General features: G+C 42.7%; 19 protein-coding genes. 4 read left to right on the top strand and 15 right to left on the bottom strand.

Features of this window, described 5'->3' with window-relative positions; translation table 11 throughout:
• Positions 1–133 precede the first annotated feature (133 nt).
• A complete protein-coding gene (pssA, locus tag ACSLUR_RS03940; protein WP_448552002.1) occupies positions 134–973 on the bottom strand; it encodes a CDP-diacylglycerol--serine O-phosphatidyltransferase in 840 nt (279 codons plus the stop codon).
• Positions 974–1,264: 291 nt separating this feature from the next.
• Here pssA and ACSLUR_RS03935 point away from each other — a divergent pair, with 291 nt between their 5' ends.
• A complete protein-coding gene (locus tag ACSLUR_RS03935) occupies positions 1,265–1,726 on the top strand; it encodes a DUF4124 domain-containing protein (RefSeq protein ID WP_448552000.1) in 462 nt (153 codons plus the stop codon).
• Positions 1,727–1,901: 175 nt separating this feature from the next.
• On the opposite strand, the gene clpB is transcribed toward ACSLUR_RS03935, so the two are convergent.
• The 3 genes from clpB to rluD all read right to left on the bottom strand — a co-directional run bounded on the left by clpB (position 1,902) and on the right by rluD (position 6,446).
• On the bottom strand, positions 1,902–4,478 hold the full coding sequence (gene clpB / locus ACSLUR_RS03930) for an ATP-dependent chaperone ClpB (RefSeq protein WP_448551998.1): 2,577 nt from the start codon (positions 4,476–4,478) through the stop codon (positions 1,902–1,904).
• A gap of 224 nt (positions 4,479–4,702) precedes the next feature.
• Entirely contained in the window at positions 4,703–5,488 is a 786-nt protein-coding gene (gene pgeF / locus ACSLUR_RS03925) for a peptidoglycan editing factor PgeF (RefSeq protein ID WP_448551996.1), read from the bottom strand.
• The gene (gene rluD / locus ACSLUR_RS03920) at positions 5,472–6,446 is read right to left on the bottom strand and encodes a 23S rRNA pseudouridine(1911/1915/1917) synthase RluD (RefSeq protein ID WP_448551994.1); all 975 of its coding nucleotides are present in this window, start codon (positions 6,444–6,446) and stop codon (positions 5,472–5,474) included. The genes pgeF and rluD overlap by 17 nt, the downstream gene beginning before the upstream one ends.
• A gap of 154 nt (positions 6,447–6,600) precedes the next feature.
• Here rluD and bamD point away from each other — a divergent pair, with 154 nt between their 5' ends.
• Positions 6,601–7,362 (top strand): outer membrane protein assembly factor BamD, encoded by a 762-nt coding sequence (gene bamD, locus ACSLUR_RS03915; RefSeq protein ID WP_448551992.1) that lies wholly within the window; start codon positions 6,601–6,603, stop codon positions 7,360–7,362.
• Positions 7,363–7,445: 83 nt separating this feature from the next.
• On the opposite strand, the gene glnB is transcribed toward bamD, so the two are convergent.
• Positions 7,446–7,784, bottom strand: coding sequence for a nitrogen regulatory protein P-II (glnB, locus tag ACSLUR_RS03910; RefSeq protein ID WP_115999448.1), 339 nt, complete (start codon positions 7,782–7,784; stop codon positions 7,446–7,448).
• A gap of 179 nt (positions 7,785–7,963) precedes the next feature.
• On the opposite strand from glnB, the gene nadE reads away from it, so the two are divergent.
• Together nadE and ACSLUR_RS03900 are read left to right on the top strand one after the other, a co-directional pair.
• Complete coding sequence (gene nadE, locus ACSLUR_RS03905; protein ID WP_448551990.1) at positions 7,964–8,797, top strand: NAD(+) synthase; 834 nt, start codon at positions 7,964–7,966, stop codon at positions 8,795–8,797.
• Positions 8,798–8,892: 95 nt separating this feature from the next.
• On the top strand, positions 8,893–9,441 hold the full coding sequence (locus tag ACSLUR_RS03900; RefSeq protein ID WP_448551988.1) for a GspH/FimT family pseudopilin: 549 nt from the start codon (positions 8,893–8,895) through the stop codon (positions 9,439–9,441).
• Between the two features lie 238 nt (positions 9,442–9,679).
• Here the strand turns inward: ACSLUR_RS03900 and ACSLUR_RS03895 are convergent, their stop codons facing one another.
• The 10 genes from ACSLUR_RS03895 to ileS all read right to left on the bottom strand — a co-directional run bounded on the left by ACSLUR_RS03895 (position 9,680) and on the right by ileS (position 21,227).
• Positions 9,680–9,988: a TapY2 family type IVa secretion system protein gene (locus tag ACSLUR_RS03895; protein ID WP_448551985.1), complete on the bottom strand. Its 309-nt coding sequence runs from the start codon at positions 9,986–9,988 to the stop codon at positions 9,680–9,682.
• Between the two features lie 19 nt (positions 9,989–10,007).
• Complete coding sequence (locus ACSLUR_RS03890; RefSeq protein WP_448551983.1) at positions 10,008–10,412, bottom strand: type IV pilin protein; 405 nt, start codon at positions 10,410–10,412, stop codon at positions 10,008–10,010.
• On the bottom strand, positions 10,412–14,071 hold the full coding sequence (locus tag ACSLUR_RS03885; RefSeq protein WP_448551981.1) for a pilus assembly protein: 3,660 nt from the start codon (positions 14,069–14,071) through the stop codon (positions 10,412–10,414). The genes ACSLUR_RS03890 and ACSLUR_RS03885 overlap by 1 nt, the downstream gene beginning before the upstream one ends.
• 2 nt (positions 14,072–14,073) lie before the next feature.
• On the bottom strand, positions 14,074–14,544 hold the full coding sequence (locus ACSLUR_RS03880; RefSeq protein WP_448551979.1) for a hypothetical protein: 471 nt from the start codon (positions 14,542–14,544) through the stop codon (positions 14,074–14,076).
• Entirely contained in the window at positions 14,538–15,494 is a 957-nt protein-coding gene (locus ACSLUR_RS03875; protein ID WP_448551977.1) for a PilW family protein, read from the bottom strand. The genes ACSLUR_RS03880 and ACSLUR_RS03875 overlap by 7 nt, the downstream gene beginning before the upstream one ends.
• A gap of 10 nt (positions 15,495–15,504) precedes the next feature.
• A complete protein-coding gene (pilV, locus tag ACSLUR_RS03870) occupies positions 15,505–16,041 on the bottom strand; it encodes a type IV pilus modification protein PilV (RefSeq protein WP_448551975.1) in 537 nt (178 codons plus the stop codon).
• A 339-nt stretch (positions 16,042–16,380) separates the two neighbouring features.
• Positions 16,381–17,310 carry a 4-hydroxy-3-methylbut-2-enyl diphosphate reductase gene (ispH, locus tag ACSLUR_RS03865; protein ID WP_448551974.1) on the bottom strand — a complete coding sequence of 310 codons (930 nt, stop codon included), beginning with the start codon at positions 17,308–17,310 and terminating at the stop codon, positions 16,381–16,383.
• An 8-nt stretch (positions 17,311–17,318) separates the two neighbouring features.
• The gene (gene fkpB, locus ACSLUR_RS03860; protein WP_448551972.1) at positions 17,319–17,747 is read right to left on the bottom strand and encodes an FKBP-type peptidyl-prolyl cis-trans isomerase; all 429 of its coding nucleotides are present in this window, start codon (positions 17,745–17,747) and stop codon (positions 17,319–17,321) included.
• A gap of 74 nt (positions 17,748–17,821) precedes the next feature.
• Positions 17,822–18,328 carry a signal peptidase II gene (gene lspA / locus ACSLUR_RS03855; RefSeq protein WP_448551970.1) on the bottom strand — a complete coding sequence of 169 codons (507 nt, stop codon included), beginning with the start codon at positions 18,326–18,328 and terminating at the stop codon, positions 17,822–17,824.
• 82 nt (positions 18,329–18,410) lie between these two features.
• On the bottom strand, positions 18,411–21,227 hold the full coding sequence (gene ileS / locus ACSLUR_RS03850; RefSeq protein WP_448551968.1) for an isoleucine--tRNA ligase: 2,817 nt from the start codon (positions 21,225–21,227) through the stop codon (positions 18,411–18,413).
• Between the last annotated feature and the right edge of the window lie 111 nt (positions 21,228–21,338).

Genomic DNA, 21,338 nt, shown 5'->3' with positions numbered 1-21,338 from the left:
CAAATCCTCAAGTCAAAGCCGGTGAAACAAAAACACTACCTATAAAAAACGCCAACATTAAGTTGGCGTTTTTTTATGTTATTAAGCTTTGCTAATCAATAAACTTAGTGATTAGCGCAGTCAAAACGGCAAGTTATTTTTGCTCAGTCATACTGCTAGCATCATCTGCTGCTTGGTTATTATTTACAGTAGCCTTTTTGCTATCAAAGTCAGCGTCATGATCTTCGTCACCAACTACATGCTCTAATTTAAGCTTTTTCACTGAGCGAACCGTTGTTATTGGGCCTGAACATGCGTACAAAACAAATACTGCCATTAACAGTTCAGCAGGGCTAGAGGCGACAACCACAAAGACCAAGACAATCAGTAAGACCACAATAAAGCTGACCTTTCCTTTCCAATCGACTTCTTTAAAGCTGTTATACCTAAAGTTGCTCACCATTAATAAACCAGTAACTATGGTCAATAAACCCATAATAAAGCCATAGTCTTGGCCGTTTAGTTGATATTCCGTACCGACCCAAACAATACTCGCGATAACACCAGCTGCTGCTGGGCTTGCTAGCCCTTGGAAATAACGTTTATCCGCAACCCCTACTTGAGTATTAAATCGTGCTAAGCGAAGCGCTGCACCGGCAACAAAGACAAAAGCCGCAAGCCAACCAAACTTACCCATACCAGAGAGCGCCCAATTATAGGCCACTAACCCAGGGGCGATGCCGAAAGAAACCATATCAGCCATACTGTCATACTCGGCACCAAATTCACTTTGAGTATTGGTAATACGAGCAACTCGGCCATCTAGCCCGTCAAAAATCATTGCCACAAAGATAGCAATTGCAGCAGCTTCGAAATGATTATTCATTGACGAAACAACCGCGTAGAACCCTGAAAACAAGCCTGCCGTAGTTAATAAGTTCGGCAATAAATAAATACCTCGGCTTTGGTTCACATTAGCATTAGGCGAAGTCATATAAGCGAGAAATGTCCTTGTCTGATAAAAACAGCTAATTTAGCACATCTCTTTTAGCGCCGCATTACGTAAATTTAGTAACAGATTAATTCAAATAGGCACGGTAAGCTCAAAACATCGGGGATGTTCACTGTGCAATCCCAACACTGATAATTAATCAACTTACAGCTTTGCGTGCAGTGAGTCAGAGGTCAGAAAAAACGCTGTCAATATATCAACTTAATGTTTAAGATGGGTTAAACTTTATTCAATGCTGTTGGCTGGGAAGTTTGCTAGTAAAAGGCCTTAATTATGTACAAGTTGATTCCAACACTTTGCCTGCTGTTATTCACAATGTCAGGAAACGCTCAAGATACAACTGTTTACCGCTGGGTTGATAAAGACAATATTGTGCATTTTAGTCACCAGCATCCTAACGATAAAGATTTTGCCAAAGTCGATGTCCGCGTTGCTTATGCGCCAGTAGTTCCTGACGGTGAAAAAAACTCATTTGTTGATGATTGGTTGGCAGAAAGGCAAGCACAAAAAGAAGCCAAGAATGAGCTCGAACGTGCCCGCCAGGCTTCAGAGTTAATTGAAAAGAACTGCCAAGCAGCACAAGTTAATTTGAAATTGCTTGGTGGTTTTGAACGAATTTTATTAAAAGAACCAGACGGCAGCTCTCGTTTACTAACGCCAGAGGAAAAGCAAGAACAGCGTATGCTGAATAAACAACACGTCGAAATTTACTGTGATGATAACGACAATAGCTAATGCAATTTAGCTGCGATAACTTATTCAGTTAACAGCAGTAACCAATCATCAAAAAGGTAGCAGCTACCAAGCTACTACCTAAAACCATTACCTAAAAGCACGACCTAAAATCACTCACTGGAAAGTTATCTACATTTACACTTTTCTTCTTGCGCTAAAACAATCAAAAACATCACTATTCCGTAGTGAAAGTAAATTTGTCATCAGCAAATTGAACAACGATTTTCTGGCCCTTTTCAAATTCTCCTGCCAGTAAACGCTGCGCCATAGGGTTTTCAATATCTGTTTGAATTGCACGTTTTAATGGCCTAGCGCCAAATAGAGGATCAAAACCAACTTCTGCAACCTTTCTTAGTGCACTGTCGTCAAGGTGCAAACCAAGCTCTTGCTGTGCTAAACGCGCTGATAAAGATGCAATTTGAATCTTAGCAATTTCAACTATTTGCTCTGCGACTAATGGATGGAAAACAACGGTATCATCAACACGGTTAATAAATTCAGGTTTAAAATGTTGGCTAAGCTCTGCCATCACAGAGGCTCGCATTAATTCGTATTCTTCGTCACCGCTATAGCTTTGGATTGATTCCGAGCCAATATTGGAAGTCATAATAATGACGGTATTTTTAAAATCTACCGTTCGCCCCTGACCATCAGTTAAACGGCCGTCATCAAGCACTTGTAGTAAAATATTGAACACATCAGGGTGCGCTTTTTCAATTTCATCGAGCAGCACTACCGAATAGGGCTTTCTGCGCACAGCTTCGGTTAAATAGCCACCTTCTTCATAACCCACATAACCTGGAGGGGCTCCCACTAGTCGAGCAACGGAGTGTTTTTCCATAAACTCAGACATATCAACGCGAATCAAGGCATCTTCAGTATCAAACAAAAATTCGGCTAGCGCTTTAGTCAACTCTGTTTTACCAACACCTGTTGGGCCTAAGAATAAAAAAGAGCCTATTGGCTGATTAGGATCTGCCAAGCCTGCTCGTGATCGGCGAATAGCGTTAGCGACAGAAACAACGGCTTCAGACTGGCCTATGACGCGCTGATGAAGTTCATTCTCCATACTGAGTAACTTTTCACGCTCTTCAGACAGCATTTTAGCTATGGGGATGCCAGTGGAGCGACTAAGCACGTCAGCAATTTCAATTTCAGTAACTTTGTTACTGAGCAAGCTCATTTCTTGCATTTCCGCTTGACTGGCTAAATCTAACTGCTTTTCAAGTTCAGGGATCCTGCCGTATTGCAGCTCAGACATACGATTCAAATCGCCCGCACGGCGTGCTGAGTCCAAATCTATTCTCGCTTGTTCAAGTTCTGCTTTGATGGTTTGCGTCCCTTGCGATGCTGCTTTTTCAGTCGTCCAAATCTCATCTAGCTCGTCATATTGCTGCTGCGTATCTTTAATTTCTGCGTTAATGGCGTATAGACGTTTGATTGACGCATCGTCAGTATCTTTCGCCAAGGCGCGTTGCTCTAGTTTAAGCTGAATAAGTTTACGCTCTAATTTGTCCAAGTTTTCTGGCTTAGAGTCCATTTGCAAGCGAATACTGGAAGCCGCTTCATCAATCAAGTCAATTGCCTTATCGGGTAATTGACGATCGCTGATGTATCGGTGAGAAAGTGTTGCAGCGGCAACAATTGCCGGATCGGTAATATTCACCGAATGATGCAGTTCATAACGCTCTTTTAGACCACGTAAAATCGCGATAGTGTCTTCAACACTTGGCTCATCAACGATAACTTTTTGGAAGCGGCGCTCAAGCGCTGCGTCTTTTTCAATGTACTGACGATACTCGTCGAGTGTTGTCGCTCCAACACAGTGTAAATCACCGCGTGCAAGTGCTGGCTTCAGCATATTTCCAGCATCCATTGCACCATCGGCTTTGCCTGCGCCGACCATGGTATGTAGCTCGTCAATAAACAGAATGACTTGCCCTTCTAACTTAGACAACTCATTCAATACTGCTTTTAAACGCTCTTCAAATTCACCACGATATTTTGCGCCCGCCACCAGTGCGCCCATATCAAGCGACAATACCTGTTTGTTCTTCAGCCCTTCTGGCACTTCGTGATCAACAATACGTTGCGCTAAACCCTCGACAATGGCGGTTTTACCAACCCCTGGGTGACCGATAAGTACAGGGTTGTTTTTTGTGCGACGCTGAAGCACCTGAATTGCACGACGAATTTCATCGTCACGACCAATTACAGGATCTAGCTTACCTTGCTCTGCACGCTCGGTGAGATTAATCGTAAATTTATCGAGCGCCTGTCTTACATCTTCCGCATTTTGATCGTTAACGTTTTGACCACCTCGTATACGCTTAATGGCATCTTTGAGCCGCGCTTCTGTCGCCCCTAGCGACTTTAAAATCTGGCCTAGCATGCCAGTATCTTCTAGCGCAGCTAATAAAAACACATCAGAAGAAATGTAAGCGTCTTTTAATTTTTGCGCGTACTTATCACAAAGGTTTAGCAAGTTACCGGTTGTTGATGAAAGTTGAACTTCACCACCAACACCGTGAACTTTTGCCAGCCCATCAAGCGCTTTATCAACTTGTTTGCGCAGCGAGCTAACATCAACCCCTGCACTTTTTAACAAAGGAATAACGCTGTTACCAGATTGCTTTAGTAAGGCCATCATTAAGTGCAGTGGTTCAATAAACTGATGATCTCGCCCCAATGCTAATGATTGCGCATCAGAAATAGCTAATTGGAAAGACTGAGTAAACCTGTCTAAACGCATACAAACCTCGGTTCTCGATAATTTCTGGTTAGCATTAGCAAGTGTAAAATGATAGTGATTTAGCTCACTGTAATTTGCTAACGCTTTAAAACTAACATTATCTATAGGGGCTTAACTGCTAAAATCAAGTATATGTAGGGTGCGATGTTGATTTAAAACAAGCTTTTAAGGTTCTTTGGAGGAGCTAATAATATGCAGAGGGGCTAACAGTAGCAGCGTAAGCACTAGTAATCGTTGCGGCAGATAATACTTGCCATACGGCCTGTGACGCTTTCGCGTCGGTAAGAATAATATTGCTGCGCCATAGAATAGGTGCAATGAGGCAGGCTGGCTACCTCAACAATACCTGAAGCACTGAGTAGACATTGCGCAATTTGATGCAGGTTCGCCAAGTATTTTTGAGCAGACTGAGGCACTACCTGAAAAGCAACTACCGTTGCCGGGTTAAGGTTTACAAATGTGTTTTTAACTTCATTGCCAACTTCAAAAGCTCTTGGGCCAATACAAGGGCCTAACCAAGCCACTAATTGCGCGACAGGTGTGTTCATCGCTTCAACAGTTTTCGCAATTATATTTTGCGCTAATGGTCGCCAGCCACCATGAATTGCGGCAATAACTTGCCCTGACTTATCGGCAATTAAAATAGGCAAGCAATCTGCCGTCATTACCGCTAAGGCAATATTAGGGCTTCGTGTTATCGCTGCATCTGCGGTAATTGGTGCCACTTGATATTGATCGACAATAGCAACATTACTGCCATGGACTTGCTCAAGCCATTGAATGTTTGTACCAGCTGGTAAATCTTTAGCAAGACTTGCTCGGTTGGCATTAACTTGTTCTGGGCTATCGCCAACATGCAGCCCTAAATTAAAGCTATCGTATTGACCGGCCAGCGCCAACTCGCCAGCAAGCTCGCGAGTCGTCGTAAATGCCGTGACATGGCGGGCCGGCCAATCAACAGCAACTTTGTGGCTAGCTGTATGCTGCCCAGCGTTAGTAGTCTTGCTCACTGTTAAGCTTAGTGTCTTCTTTTAATAACTCGACGAGTTCAACAAAATCATCAGGGATGTCGGCACGCCATGTCATTAACTCGCCCGTGATTGGGTGATACAGTGATAGCATTGCGGCATGCAACGCCTGACGTTTAAAACTGCGCAAAAATGTTAGTAACTCAGGCGTCGCATTTTTAGGTGGTCTTGGACGACCATTGTATAACGGATCACCGACTAGCGGGTGCGTGATATGTGCCATATGCACACGAATTTGGTGAGTACGACCCGTTTCAAGGCGCAGTCGTAAACGCGTATGTAAGCGATACTTTTCCATCACACGGTAATGGGTAACCGATGGGCGCCCCGACATCGTCACGGCCATATGAGTGCGCTTAGTTGCATGACGCCCTATTGGCTCATCTACTGTACCACCTGCGGTCATAATGCCGCTGGCGATCGCCTCGTATTCACGCGTAATTTCACGCGCTTGCAAAGCATCAACTAAATTTGTTTGCGCGGCAATGGTTTTGGCAACTACCATTAACCCCGTTGTGTCTTTATCTAGACGATGAACAATACCAGCACGTGGAATTAGCTCAAGTTCAGGACAGTAATGTAATAAAGCATTAAGCACTGTGCCATCTGGGTTACCTGCACCTGGGTGAACCACGAAGTCCGCTGGCTTGTTAATGACCAGAATATCATCATCTTCGTAAACAATGTTTAGCGGAATATCTTGCGGTTCAAAGCGCACTTCCGCTTCAATGGTGGCATCAATTTCAACGGTTTCTTCACCAAACACTTTTTCGCGCGCTTTGGTGACAACCTTGCCGTCTAACTTAACATTACCCGCTAAAATCCATTCTTTTAAGCGTGAACGCGAATAATCAGGAAACATTTCCGCTAATGCTTGGTCTAAACGTTTTCCTAAGCAGGATTGTGGAACAGTTTCTTGATGTTGGATAATTTCGGCCATTAAAATCTCTTTGCTATCAAATTAGTATTTGCACTGTGCAAGGCAAGAATGCTGAGTTAGAATGCTGCTCAACAAAAAAAGAAAAGCATTTTACCCTTTTGTTTAGGGCTTTCATAACAATTTTAACGAAAACAACCTAGTGATAATCGAGTCTATGGATAAATTGACCTTAAGAGCTTTAGTGTTAGCCGCAGTAGTATCGCTTGCTGGCTGCTCTTCTTCTGATACTGATATTGAAAAAGTACCTGATCGTTCCGCCCAAGCATTGTTTGTTGACGCTCGCGAAGCGCTTGATAACGGCTTATATCAAAAAGCTATTCAAATTTTATCTGCTATTGATTCTCGCTTTCCATTTGGCCCTATCTCGCACCAAGTGCAATTAGACTTATTGTTTGCTTATTATAAAACAGGTAATTCTGAGCAAGGCATTGCATTAGCAGATCGCTTTTTACGATTAAACCCTAAGCACGCTAACGTTGACTATGTTTACTACATGCGCGCATTAATTAACGTAGCGACAGAAGAAAACTTATTCCAAGATTTAGCGGGTATTGACCGTTCAGATCGCGATCCAAGCGCATCACGAGATGCCTTTAAGGATTTACGTAAAATCGTTGATGAGTATCCAGACAGTAAATATGCTGCAGATGCGAGAAAGCGCATGATTGCGATTAAATCTCGCTTAGCTCAATACGAACTTGCAGTCGCTAAATTTTACTTAAAGCGTGAGGCTTATGTCTCTGCCGCTAATCGTGCTCGCTACATCGTTGAATACTACGCACCAACTCAAGAAACAGAAGCGGCTCTTGAACTGATGGTTGAATGCTATCAAGCATTAGGATTAGACGATTTAAAACGTAACACACTGCAAGTTATTGCGGCTAACTACCCTAATAACCCATTGTTAAATAATTAATCACTCGATTACCAACGGGTACAAAAAAAGCTGCACATGCAGCTTTTTTTTATTGTTCAGCTCAGAGGAAAGAGAGTTAGAGTCTAAATAGCTGCTTCGTCTTCTTCACCAGTACGGATTCGGATTACACGCTCAACATCAGTGACAAAGATTTTACCATCACCAATTTTACCTGTTTGCGCACTTTCAATAATAGCGTTAACACAGCGCTCGACATCGTCAGATGCCACGACAATCTCAATTTTCATTTTTGGCAGAAAATCCACCATATATTCCGCGCCACGATATAGCTCAGTATGACCTTTTTGACGGCCAAAGCCCTTCACCTCTGACACCGTCATACCGGTAATGCCGATCTCGCCTAATGCTTCACGCACATCATCCATTTTAAATGGCTTTATAATCGCCTCTATTTTTTTCATTTTCACGCCTTAATAATTTTTACAGCTACGTTTTTATTATATGCCGATAATTAAAAAACAAAATAACTAAGCGCTGAAAACTCAACCATTTGAATTATTTTCACGTATAAATGGTCTGCACAAATCGCTGTGCTTTTTGTTACACTCAGCTTAACTATTTTTGATACCAAGGATTAACAATGAATCAGCAAGTGATCATTGAAGAAATGAAAGTGTTACCCGAAATCGACCCTGCATATGAAGTAGAGCGCAGAGTAGCCTTTATCAAAAAACAACTAACCTCTTCCTCACTTAAGCACCTTGTATTGGGCATCAGTGGTGGTGTCGACTCATCCACTTGCGGCCGTTTAGCGCAACTTGCCGTTAACGAGTTGAACCAAGAGCACGCAACTGAAGAATACAAATTTATAGCGGTCAGACTGCCTTATGGTATTCAGGCTGATGAAGAAGACGCTCAAACTGCGCTTTCTTTTATCCAACCAAGCAATGTGGTAACAACCAACATCAAAGCAGGCGCTGATGGTATTAACCAAGAAACCTTAAGCGCCTTAGAAAGTGCACAATTACTTAGTGCAAGTGACAGCCAAATCGATTTTTCAAAAGGTAATGTAAAAGCGCGTAGCCGCATGGTAACTCAGTACCACATTGCTGGTATTCTTGGCGGCTTAGTGATTGGCACTGACCACTCTGCAGAAAACATTACAGGCTTTTTTACCAAGTGGGGTGATGGCGCATGTGACCTAGTGCCGCTTTTTGGTCTTTCAAAGCGCCAAGTTAGACAATTAGCTAAGCACTTAGGTGCTCCCTCAATTTTAGTGGAAAAAGCCCCTACCGCTGATTTAGAAGACCTAGACCCAGGCAAGAAAGACGAAGATGCACTAGGCCTTAGCTATGACCAATTAGATGACTTCTTGGAAGGCAAAGTAGTTTCTGATGAGGTTCGTGACCGTATCGTAGCTATCTACAACAAAACCCAACACAAGCGCCTGGCGATTCCCACTATCTACGACTAGAGCTTGATTTCTAGCATCGACCATTTGGTGTTCCTAGCCAACAGTGGTATAACTGTTGACTAGGATTTAACCGCTCGTAGTTAAGGTGGCTGATTATGAAAATATCAAAAGGATTTACGCTCGTAGAGCTAATGGTTGGAGTTGCCATCATAGGAATCGCGCTGGCGGTAGCATTACCAAATTTCAATAATTGGATCGTGCAAATTAGAGTGGACAACGAAATATCTCAAATTCATCGCCTACTGCTCACAGCAAGAAATACCGCTATAAACTTAGAACATGAAGTCATCGTCTGCCCGTTAGATGGAAAAAGCTGTGTAGATGATTGGTCGCGTGAAATAAGTGCGTTTGTTGATGTGAACAATAACGGTGACTATGATTCGGCAGACAATGAAACTATTATTCGAGTGAAAGCCTCAATTGATGAGGGCGACACCTTAACCTTTCCAAGGGCTAGTCTGACTTATCAGCCGACTGGCCAAGCAGGAGGCGCGGCAGGAACTTTTGCTTATTGCCCCAAAAGCCTACCACAGTTCAACCGCGGGGTTATTGTCTCATTGCGAGGTAGAGCTATTCAAACACGAGACACGGATAATGACAACATTGACGAAACAAGAGCTGGTGCTGATATCACTTGTGAGTAGTGTAGTTATATAGTGACCGCTTGTTTGTATGCTAATACCCCTACCCTTCAACCGTATGCGACGCTAGTGCACAGAGTTAAGAGAGAACGATAGTGAATGGCAGAGCTCTAGGAACATTTTCTCAAATAAAGCCAAGCTAAACCGACGATACACTTAGTTTTGCTAACTTGATTTGACTAAGCGAGTGATAGTCGTCCTTAAAGCATGAGGAAAAACTATAAACACAATCTAATGTCGGCTATTTAGGTAAGCTGTTTTCTAACGCATTCGCTTTTGATTCTGTAAATTTTTGACCAAATGGAACACACTCAAAGACATCAAAAATTCGTTCGGTTGTTCGCTTTTTATTAATGCGCTTATTCTTTTTTAGCTTGTCGAAATAGCTCGCACCTTGATTAGCAGGCATAATTTTATAATGAATAATTTCCGTTCCACCTAGCAATGCGATATGGCATTTAATACGAGCTTTGTCATCAGCCTTAGCATTTACATCAGATGGGCTCAATAAAACAGCTAACGCGACAATCGCAACAAAGATACTTTTCATTTTATCGTTCTCACTAGTGTTAATCCCAACAATCGCTACTCGGTGTCTTTTGGCCAGCGTCTGTCACCTTAAGCTCTTTGCATTTCACATCAGCAGAAGCGAGGCTCCCTTGAGCCGTGGCGGTTAAGATAAAGCTGTCTCCAGTCACTGTTGCATCTATTTTGTAATAACCGCCTTCAGTTTCAAAAGGATCTTTAGCTTGGCCAAGCTTTGTCATATCATTTGTATAAATTCTGTTGTCTAAGTAGTATTGCTCCATCAAGCTGGCAATTCTTAGCAATTCACGCTGGCCCTCAGTTCGTTTCGATTTAGTCGCGTAACTCTGATAGCTTGGGTATGCAACTCCTGCCAAAATACCAATAATTGCAACAGCAATTAATAACTCGATCAGAGTAAAACCAGAAGACTTGATGCTTCTTTTCATTAATTATCTTCCTCAACATATAGAGCTGTACGCATTGTTTTCAATCTCAAACCGTCGCAGTTACCATTTGCATCACAAATTGTCTTTTCATCAGGTGCAAGCAACACAACTTCTGTTCTTTGATCAGTTTCTTTAGGGTTATCTGGATCCGATTCATCATCATCTGTTGTTGGCGGCCGAGTAACAATAGTTGGCTTTTCATTTATGATACCGGGCAGCTCTATTATCCTCGTCTCATAAACAGTTGTTCCTAACGCTAAATCAACAGCATACAATTGTGCCTTACCGCCATCTAAGGCGCAGGTGCCTGCTGAAGCAAAAGTAGGAATAAAGCTGTTGTAATATGCAACACCTGCTATTGCCTCAGGCTGTGTAACACTTTTCTCTCCGCTGCCTTGCAAGCTTATTCGCCAGCCATCTTCTTCACTCACAGCAAATGCTAATTGTTCCCGCTCACTATCACTAAGGCTCTGATTAGCAAAAGGGTTACCAGTGTAATCATATAGGTCATTCACACCAATCACTGCGGGTGCGGTATCAAATTTTTGGGTAATAATATTCCCATCTTTGATCATAAATAGCATGTTATTAGTTACAGTATCTAATGGATCAGCGCGATTACCACTGCCGATTAAAATGGCATCATAAGGTACAGCTGATTGGTGAAACTGCTCATCGGAATTACCATCAACTATGGTTGTGTACTTAAATGTTTCTGAAATCAATGCTCGTGTAATTGTAGGCTCACTGAAGAAACGTCTGTCATTCGCTTCTGTCGCATTATTTCCTTCACCTTGACGGCCGAGTGAAGCGAGCTTAATAAGCCCCCAATCATCAGAGTCGGCACCGACCATATCAAGTCGCCAAACTACACCACCAGTATCGCCGAAATATAGTCGGTCCGCGAAACCATCTGAATCGCTATCAAGGGCAGAAACTGCTGCAGGAATGCTGTCATTACCGGAAAAGTCGATATCACCACCTGGTGTTATCGCTAGTTTCTGCGCACCTGTTGCTGCATCAACAAAATATAACCCTCTGCCCAAAGAATCATTTGTACCCACGCCACCTGCATCCTTTGATGCTGCATAGCCAGCAGCAAATACTAGAGTAGGCTTGGCTTTACCCGAATCTGTATTGATTAACGAGTTGATCACTCGAGGTGTAGACCATGACTGACCAAGTTCATTGAAGCCATTTGTCTCATCATTGATGTGCCATAATAATTTAGGCGCCGCGTCCGGGTTACTAATATCCAGAGCATAGTAAGAAGAGCCTCCTCGGCGTGAGCCTACAAACACCCAAGCTTTATCGCCTTTAGTATGATCAACAGTGCCATCGCCACCGTCATCAATATAGGAAACAGGGGTACCATCTAAACCATAGACTTTACCACTACCACTCGCATTAACTCTCAACTCACTATAATTATTAAAAAACTCTTTCGGCATAAATGCCCAGTTTTCTTTAACTGTATCTCCTTCATCTTCGAACATATGCAGTGCACCTGCATTAGTTCCAACGATGATGCGTACATCTTGATTATCAGAGCTGCCACCGTAATTAATTACGAGCGGACGTGAATGGAGAGGATCACCAAAAACATCCTTGCGCATATCTGTTGTTGACTTGTCGTTATCATCATCATCAACATCACTGCCCTTTGCCCAGTCAACCAATCCATCTAAATCAGCTTCTGTAACTTTCATAAATGCAGCAAGTTTTGCCTCAGTTTCAAAAGCAGTAACGGCATTGTCTTTTGTAAAATCTATTATTGCTCCACTACTGCCTAAATCTGAATATACAGTACGACTGCTAGGTGTCATATTTTGGAACATTTCAACAACGCCCCCTTCATTAACATCTGCGCCGTCATCATTAGTTGACCAAATTGTTGTTACATCGTCTTTAATATTGCCATCGTCATTTAATGCTGGTTCTTTCCCTGTACCAACTAGACCGCTTCCTGAAATTTTCAGTTTCTTTAGATTCCCTGCCCATCTTGGTCTGCGTTCTGGCAAAAACATAGCGTAGTAAACTGAATCGAGTGTTTGAGTGCGGTCAAAATTATTTGAGGCTACTGCTGGTGCAGTGAAAGTTGCATTGACACTTAGTGCATTCCGTAAAGCAGAAGATAACTCTATAACTAGCTTTTCTGGTTCCTCAACGTTATAGAATTCACCACCTCCGGCAGCGGCAGCTGCATCAAGCAATTTTTTTGCATCGTCATCGATCAGTTCTGAATTGGTGGGGTTATCCGGATCAGCAAAATCTTGTAACGCAAAGCCGATAGTGTTCAAAGTTATATTCTGCTTACCTTCAACATTTCCATTGATATCTTGGTTATGAAGGATGTCTGCTAACGCAGCCAAATAATTATCCTTGCTAATTAGCGAACTGCCAAATCTAGAGCGAACCTTTCTTACTTTGCTTGCATCAAAGCCTGGCATAGCAGCAATCTTGCTGTTAGCTGCTTGGTCTTGAGTTGGGGCCCCATCGGTTATCATTATCACATGGACATTGTCACCACAGTAATTAGCACCGAATGGTGATAAGTAGTTTTTACCTGTCTCTATACCTGTGTCCCTTGGCGGAGTGTTACCTTTGTAGTTAATATCACTATAGTTAGAATCATTATCCCCAAAGTCTACAGATAGACCGCCAAAATAACGACTTGCCTCATAAAGGCTTTCACACAATGGCGTATTGGTTTCACCGTCTATATCTGTTTCAAGGATACCTAGCAGCTCAGCTCTAGTTGCAATATTCATTGGCTGAATACCCATAACTATGCGGCCGCCATCGCGCGTATTTTCACCAGCGTGGTTTAGGTTAAATATTTGAAGCCCAAAATCTACGTTATGAAACGACTCTACAACTGACACCACAGCTCGCTTTGCTGCTTCCAATTTAGATACATTTTCTTTTTCGACCGTATCACTTTGCGAGTATCTAAGGTAATTGTCCGAATATAGAGTAACTATTTCACCTTTCTCTGCTGTACTAATGGCGTTGTTAATGTCAGTTGTGTAATACACTGGTTTTTTTTTCGTTCCTAGACCATCTGCGGGATAGCCATCAGGTAATGGTTTACCATCTTTGTCAAAACCGTAAGGTTTACCGTCAGCGTCAGTACCAGAGTTTATATTTCGAATAGAAGTATTATTAAGTATGTCATATTCTATATCTTCTAAGCAGTCGACTATTTCCAAGTTTGCGCCATTGTTGTCTGGTATTTCTTCCCACGTTCCAGAGCTGCCTTTGAAGGTATACTCCCTAAGGTTTACATTCACAAAGCCTTTTGTCGCTAAAGGTTCGTGAGCAAAGTCACAACTTAGAATCGATGCTAAAAAACGTCGCTGTTCGCTTGGACTATCGGGAGTTGGCAAAGATTGGCCATCAACGCCGGTACCTTTAGTAAAGTAGATAAACTTTTCCGACAGTGAATTAAAACCACCTACTGCGGGGTAAGTAAAGTTTGGATCGTAGGGGGCATTAATGGTAACCAATTGGTTCATACTGCCTGAGTTATCAAAAATGATTAACACCTTGGGGGTAATCCCAACGGTAGTCGACTCATTTCCAAGGTATAATTCAATATCTTCCGAGTATGCTACCCAAGGAAGTAAACAGCTTAGGAAAAAAAATACGTATTTCATCACTAATTCCCTACATTTAATAGTTGCTGAGCAATATTAGCGTTGGCTCGAACTTCGCTCGTATTATTTCGGCCATATTGATTAGTTACAGCAATGCTCACGACATTGCATTTTAATAATTGATTTGAGGAAGATAAGGTTGTGTGCGGGCAGTCTGTCGGTTCATTGGTGTCAAGCTCATTATCAATAACCACACTGCTGACGGCCACACTTGTTATTGTATTAACAGGTTGAGGAAAATCCTTGCCTGCAAATAAATTGACATTACCTCTAATTTGGTCTGCAACAGTTTCGTCTAAAGCGCTAACGGCTGCCTGAACCGCAATTAACTTTTCTTCACTGGCGCCCGACATTTTGATGTCTGAAGATGAATTAAGCATTAACACTGAAGCAACGGCAGTAAGCGCGACTAAAAAAACAATTGATGTTATTAAAACAAAACCTGTTTGAGGCCTTTTTTGATTACCTACCATACTCTTACATCACCATTGTGTAGTGTTATAGTGGAACTAAAAAGCATTCTTCTATAGTTATCACCAGCTGCGTTAAAGTTAACATCACCTAATCGGTACACAGTATCATTAGTATAGGTGGGGTCTAGCTCTATATCACGCACTAGCACATATACTTTAACTGCTCTAATTTTTGCGCTAGAAGCGCCATCCCAAATCGCGTCTGTTACATTATTTGCCGAGACAAATGAGTCAACATTGCCATTACCGTCACTATCAATACCGTATAAAAATCTGATCATTTCTACACCGTCGATTAAAGGCTGATTCCACATGCTATTGGCTAAGCTAATCAGATTTAGGGTCGGTACAACATTAGAACTACCAGCTAAAGTATCATCTGAAACATAGTAGATATGGTGCTGATACTCCCATGTCTGGCTATTGTTGATAACAGGAGGAGTATTCTCACCATCAAATATTTGGCCAGCATTCATGTTAGTCGTTAAGTAGTAGCGATCACCGTCTAACGCCCCTACCGTCGGTAATGCGACTGCACGCTTTAACTGCAAAATATCAGAACCTTGCTTGGCATCATTGATACACCCCATCATGGCGGAATTTAAAGGTGTAGCACCCCATATGGCTCGAAAGGTACCAATATTTCCTGGAAATGTTCCATTATTAATTCCACCACCTCGGCACTCACTGCTGGGCGCAGTTGGCACAGATAGTAAATTGCTGTTGCTTAGTGGCATGGCAAGCTCCCCCCAGAACCCCTGACGCATTAGATCATCAGTTAGTAAGCTAATGGTAATTCGCCCTGTTTCTTGCATTGAACCATACCGAGTTGTGGTATCAGATGTTGAGTACATACCAACAAATACGCTCATTACACCTGAAAAAAGCACTAACCCTAACGCTAAAGAAATAAATATTTCTAAAATTGTAAAACCGCGTTGATACTTCATTTACTGCTCGCTAAAACAAAAATGCTGTTAATACAATACTGCGACGTTTGTCTGCCGAAGAGTCGCAATTTCCGCCACCAGCACTTTTTACTTCGGATCGCCCTGCCCAGCTAACAACTACAGTTACTAGTTGAGCATTGTGAGTAATACACCCTCTTGCATCAATTAAGCCACCAGTATTGCTGTTGCTTAACTTTGAGTTTGCTCCCTGCAATGCATTTGTCCATTCGTATAGATCATTAGTAGCTATTTGTTGTGCTGTGCATGGGGAAGCGACATTATTGCAAAGGTTGTCTGGCAAAGGTCTAGCATTTTCACCATAGTTGCCTTCATAGCTCTCTAATATCGCTTCACTCACATCATTGCTACGAATGCGTTCGATAATATCTTGCGCCATAGCCGAGGCTAATGAGCGCTGCATAGCATCAAAGCTTCCTTTCTTGGCTGTTGTTTGCATAGCCACAGCACCTAAAATTCCAGTCGCTAAGATAAATAATGCGACTAAAACTTCTATTAATGTCATTCCTCGCGAATGGTAGTTATCCATAAATCCACCTCGCTTTTGGATCGAGTAGTAAGTCGTGAGTTAAAAAAGTAGAAAGGGAAAGAAAGAAATTTCTTCGCAAAAAAATAGAGTGGCGATTTATTGAAGTAATAAATACCCGAGATTGGCCAACATATGTGTTAAGTATCGCCATAATTAGAGGCATTAACCCATACCTATATCCATATAATGGGTAGCTGTGACCTATATTGTCACTACACAGTTACTACCCACGGTTGCGTTTAAAGTTATCGCAAATCCGAAACTGTGATCGAATTCTCCTGTTAGTAATTAGCTTTGCAGCTGACTAAAATGCTGATTAACTTTTATCCACCCCGAAGATTAACGCAATTCAACAGGTACGGCAAATACTATGTTTTCTTCACGGCCTGGGTGTTCGATAACTTCATGACCTCCATAGGATTTTAGTTGCTCGATAACTTGCTTTACCAATACTTCTGGCGCTGAAGCCCCCGCAGTAACCCCTACTTTTAGTGTGCCTTTTAGCCAAGCTTCATCGATATCGTTAGCTGTATCTATTAGGTAAGAAGTCGTGCCGATTTTTTCGGCCAATTCACGTAAGCGATTTGAGTTAGAGCTGTTTTTCGCACCAACAACTAACAACAAATCTACTTGTTCTGCAATTGACCTAACAGCATCTTGGCGATTTTGCGTTGCATAACAAATATCGTCTTTACGCGGTCCTTCAATTGCAGGAAACTTGGTTTTCAACGCATCAATTACATCACTAGTATCATCTACTGATAAGGTGGTTTGGCTACAGTAATGCAATGCATCAGGGTTTTTAACAGTAAGCGCTGCTACATCTTCTGGTGACTCAACTAAGTAGATACCGCCGTCTGCACTGTCATACTGCCCCATCGTGCCTTCTACTTCTGGGTGACCTGCATGACCAATAAGCACACACTCAACCCCTTTGCGACTAGCACGAGAGACTTCCATATGTACTTTAGTGACTAGTGGGCAAGTGGCATCAAATACTTTTAATCCGCGCTCTTTCGCTTCGTTACGAACGGCTTTTGAGACACCGTGTGCGCTGAAAATTACGGTTGCATCGTCTGGTACTTCATGGAGTTCGTCGACAAAAACAGCGCCACGATCTTTTAAGCCATTAACAACAAATTTGTTATGAACAACTTCGTGACGCACGTAAATTGGTGCATCAAATAAATCTAAAGCGCGATCTACTATGCTGATAGCACGATCTACACCTGCACAAAAGCCACGCGGATTTGCTAAGATAATTTCCATCAAAATGCCTACTTAATTTCTACCACGTCAATAACGAAAGTAACGTCTTGTCCAGCCAAAGGGTGATTAAAATCAACGGTAACAGATGCACCAGATACTTCAGTAACCATACCAGGTACTTCACCGCCAGGCGTTGTAAAAGTAATAATACTGCCCACTTTAGCCGGTGTGTCTGCGTCAAATTTGTTGATGTCTACATAATGTACATTGTCTGGGTTCTTTTCGCCAAATGCATCTTTGGCAGCAAGGGTGAACTCTTTCGTTTCACCTTCACTCATTCCTAGCAATTGTGCTTCAAACGCAGGCGAGATACTTTGATCGCCCATATTGATTATTGCGGGCTTATTATTCACTTTAGTGCTATCGGCGGCAGAGCCATCTGATAACTTCATGGTGATGTGGGCAACTAGACTTGAGACTGCGGTAATTTGTGTCATTTCTTACTTCTTAAATTAGGTACTTCTTAAATTAATTACTATTCAATACTGACTTTGCCAGCTTCCTGTTCGTTTCAGTCTTCTTTATCGGGCTGACCAAAGAAAGAGTCATAAATCATTAAGGCTGCTCCAACGAAGATCACCGAATCGGCAACGTTAAATGCAGGCCAGTGAGACTTTCCTACGTAAAAGTCGAGAAAATCGATGACATAGCCAAATAACACGCGGTCAATTAAGTTGCCAAGTGCACCACTTAGCATTAACGCAAAACCAACCCCTAGAACGCGATTTGACGATGGTGTTTTAGATAGCCAATAGATGAATAAACCACTTGCCAACGCGGCTATTGTGGTAAAAAACCAACGCTGCCAGCCTCCTTGGTCTGCTAAGAAGCTAAAAGCAGCACCTTCGTTATGTACATAGGTCAAATTAAAATATGGCATAACAGCAACACTTTCGTACAAATCAAAAGTGCCGGCGACCCAGTGTTTTGTCACTTGATCAATAATGAGAAAAAGTACAGTAAGCCACAGCCATTTAAGCCCTGTTGAAGAAAAAGGTGATGATGAAGAAAAACTCACGTCAGAATTCCTATAACGAATAAATCTATCGGTAGAAGAAAATAAACCGCTGAAATTCAGCGGTTTATTTTGGAAGTGTCAGTTATGCGAACTGTCGCTGCTCACCGTCGCCATCAACGTTAGTTACACAACGTCCACATAGCTCAGGGTGTACTTCAACCGCGCCGACATCGTCAGTAAAGTGCCAACAACGATCACACTTAGTACCTGCTGATTGCGCAACCGCAACTGATAAACCTTCAAGCTCAGTTGCTACGGCTTCGCTAGGCACTGCGTCAGTTGAAATCGCCGCGCCTGATGTGATCAGTACAAAGCGTAGCTCATCGCCTAATTTCGCAAGCTTGTCTGCAAGCTCAGCTTGAGCATACAAAGTCACTTCAGCTTCAAGTGCTTTACCCACTTTCTTATCTTTACGAGCAGCTTCTAGCGCTTTGTTAACTTCAGCACGTACTAATAAAATGTCGTTCCAGTAATCGTCACTCAGCTCGCCATCGTTAGTAATACCAGCAATGTCTTCAAACCATACATCAGTAAACACAAACTCATCACGCTCGCCAGCAGCCGGAGCAGGCAATGCTTGCCAGATCTCTTGTGCAGTGAATGACAAGATTGGTGCCATCCAACGCGTCATCGCTTCAGCAATTAGGTACATTGCGGTTTGACATGAACGACGCGCATGGCTGTCAGATTTAGCTGTGTATTGACGATCTTTAATGATGTCTAAGTAGAAGCCACCAAGCTCCGTTGTACAGAAGTTCATTAGCTTGTGCACCACTTGGTGGAACTCATATTCATCGTAAGCATTAATGATTTCTGCTTGAAGTGCTGCAGCTTTGGCTACCACCCAACGATCCAACGCTACCATATCTTCAACGGCAACTGAGTGCTTAGCAGGCTCGAAACCGTTAATGTTGGCTAACAAGAAGCGTGACGTGTTACGAATACGACGATAAGCATCCGCTTGGCGCTTAAAGATTTCGTCCGATACGGTAATTTCTTGCGTGTAGTTAACCGAAGCCACCCACAAGCGAAGAATGTCTGCGCCTAGCTTATTAGTGATCTCAGATGGCGTGATCACATTACCAAGTGACTTAGACATTTTCTTACCGTCAGCATCAACGGTAAAGCCATGGGTTAATACCGTCTTGTATGGCGCACTGCCATTAATCGCCATCGCTGTTTTTAATGAAGACTGGAACCAACCGCGGTGCTGATCAGAGCCTTCCAAGTATAAATCTGCTGGATAACCTAACTCTTCGCGTTGTGCCATAACAGAGTAATGAGTAACGCCAGAATCAAACCAAACATCTAGCGTGTCTGTTACTTTGCTGTAAGCATCAGCGTCATCGCCTAATAAATCACTTACTTCTAGGTCGAACCATGCGTCCATACCTTGCTTTTCAACAAGCTTGGCCACTTCTTCAATTAAACGCGGCGTGTCTGGGTGCAAGGCTTGTGTTTCTTTGTGAACAAACAAGGCAATTGGCACGCCCCAAGTACGCTGGCGAGAGATACACCAATCAGGGCTCGACTCTAACATTGAATCAATGCGCGCACGGCCCCAGTCAGGAATCCACTGCACACCTTCAACAGCACCTTGAACTTCTTCGCGAAGACTATTCTTAGTCATGCTGACAAACCACTGAGGCGTCGCACGGAAAATTAATGGCGTTTTTGTTCTCCAACAATGTGGGTAACTGTGAGTAAATTTGTCTTTAACAAGTAAGTTGCCATGCTCAGCAACGACATCAATTACTTTCTCATCCACTTTGTAGACGTGCTCACCGGCGAACAACTCCACGTTATTACGGTAAATACCGTTATCGTCTAGGTAGTTTAACGTTTCGATGTTGTATAGTTTGCCAACATTGAAATCTTCTACCCCGTGATCTGGTGCGGTATGAACACAGCCCGTACCCGCATCAGTTGTAACGTGATCGCCCAAAATAACAGGTACTTTGCGCTCATAGAAAGGGTGATTAACTTGCAAGTGTTCAAGTGCTGCACCGTTAACTCGACCAACAATGGCGAAATCTTCAACGCCTGCGCGCTCCATCACACTTTCGTGCAAAGCTTCAGCGACTAACAAGCGCTCTTCGCCTGCTTGCACAATAACGTAATCTAACTCAGCATTAACGCTAACTGCTTGGCTAGATGGTAGTGTCCACGGTGTTGTTGTCCAAATAACAACAGAAATTTTGCCGCTACCTGATAAGTCTGATACAAGCTCTGCTAGCACAGACTCATCGGCAACCGGATATTTAACATCGATCGAGAAAGACACTTTGTCGGCGTATTCAACTTCCGCTTCTGCAAGCGCTGAGCCACCAACAACACTCCAATAAACAGGTTTAAAGCCCTGTTGTAAGTGACCATTTTCAGTGATTTTACCAAGCGCACGGATAATGTTGGCTTCGGTTTCAAAATCCATTGTTAGGTACGGATTTTCCCAATCACCGAACACACCTAAGCGTTTAAAGCTCTCACGCTGACCATCAACTTGCTTTGCCGCATACTCACGACATTTTTTGCGAAACTCTGCAGCCGAAAGTTTGTGACCTGGTTTGCCAAACTTCTTCTCTACCACTAACTCAATCGGTAAACCGTGGCAATCCCAGCCAGGCACGTACGGCGAATCGAAGTCAGATAAGGTTTTTGCCTTAACAATAATATCTTTAAGAATTTTATTTACCGAGTGACCTAAATGAATGTCACCATTGGCGTAAGGAGGGCCATCGTGCAAAATAAATGACTTCTTACCTTTTTTCGCCGCTCTAATTTTGCTGTAAAGGCCCTTGTCAGCCCAGTCTTTCAGCATTTGTGGTTCACGATTTGCCATGTTTCCGCGCATAGGGAAACTGGTATCTGGCAAATTTAAGGTATGTTTGTAATCACTCATTTATGTCGATATCCGTTAATTCAAATCTGGTCAATCTAACGATTCTATTCAATTCGCTTAGCCTAACTTTACCCTAACTTAATGATTCGTTAGGTTTGTTTTGGACTAAGA

It is taken from the genome of Thalassotalea montiporae, from assembly GCF_053485855.1.
The sequence above is the reverse complement of the archived record's forward strand: the minus strand, read 5'-3'. Positions and strand labels throughout refer to the sequence as shown.

Excerpts from the sequence above, each read along its gene's own strand:
- pssA (WP_448552002.1), bottom strand. The coding sequence starts at position 973 with ATGACTTCGCCTAATGCTAATGTGAACCAAAGCCGAGGTATTTATTTA.
- ACSLUR_RS03880 (WP_448551979.1), bottom strand. The coding sequence starts at position 14,544 with ATGGTAGGTAATCAAAAAAGGCCTCAAACAGGTTTTGTTTTAATAACA.
- ACSLUR_RS03895 (WP_448551985.1), bottom strand. The coding sequence starts at position 9,988 with ATGAAAAGTATCTTTGTTGCGATTGTCGCGTTAGCTGTTTTATTGAGC.
- fkpB (WP_448551972.1), bottom strand. The coding sequence starts at position 17,747 with ATGACACAAATTACCGCAGTCTCAAGTCTAGTTGCCCACATCACCATG.
- ispH (WP_448551974.1), bottom strand. The coding sequence starts at position 17,310 with ATGGAAATTATCTTAGCAAATCCGCGTGGCTTTTGTGCAGGTGTAGAT.
- bamD (WP_448551992.1), top strand. The coding sequence starts at position 6,601 with ATGGATAAATTGACCTTAAGAGCTTTAGTGTTAGCCGCAGTAGTATCG.
- ileS (WP_448551968.1), bottom strand. The coding sequence starts at position 21,227 with ATGAGTGATTACAAACATACCTTAAATTTGCCAGATACCAGTTTCCCT.
- nadE (WP_448551990.1), top strand. The coding sequence starts at position 7,964 with ATGAATCAGCAAGTGATCATTGAAGAAATGAAAGTGTTACCCGAAATC.
- glnB (WP_115999448.1), bottom strand. The coding sequence starts at position 7,784 with ATGAAAAAAATAGAGGCGATTATAAAGCCATTTAAAATGGATGATGTG.
- clpB (WP_448551998.1), bottom strand. The coding sequence starts at position 4,478 with ATGCGTTTAGACAGGTTTACTCAGTCTTTCCAATTAGCTATTTCTGAT.
- rluD (WP_448551994.1), bottom strand. The coding sequence starts at position 6,446 with ATGGCCGAAATTATCCAACATCAAGAAACTGTTCCACAATCCTGCTTA.
- ACSLUR_RS03900 (WP_448551988.1), top strand. The coding sequence starts at position 8,893 with ATGAAAATATCAAAAGGATTTACGCTCGTAGAGCTAATGGTTGGAGTT.
- pilV (WP_448551975.1), bottom strand. The coding sequence starts at position 16,041 with ATGGATAACTACCATTCGCGAGGAATGACATTAATAGAAGTTTTAGTC.
- ACSLUR_RS03885 (WP_448551981.1), bottom strand. The coding sequence starts at position 14,071 with ATGAAATACGTATTTTTTTTCCTAAGCTGTTTACTTCCTTGGGTAGCA.
- ACSLUR_RS03875 (WP_448551977.1), bottom strand. The coding sequence starts at position 15,494 with ATGAAGTATCAACGCGGTTTTACAATTTTAGAAATATTTATTTCTTTA.
- ACSLUR_RS03890 (WP_448551983.1), bottom strand. The coding sequence starts at position 10,412 with ATGAAAAGAAGCATCAAGTCTTCTGGTTTTACTCTGATCGAGTTATTA.
- ACSLUR_RS03935 (WP_448552000.1), top strand. The coding sequence starts at position 1,265 with ATGTACAAGTTGATTCCAACACTTTGCCTGCTGTTATTCACAATGTCA.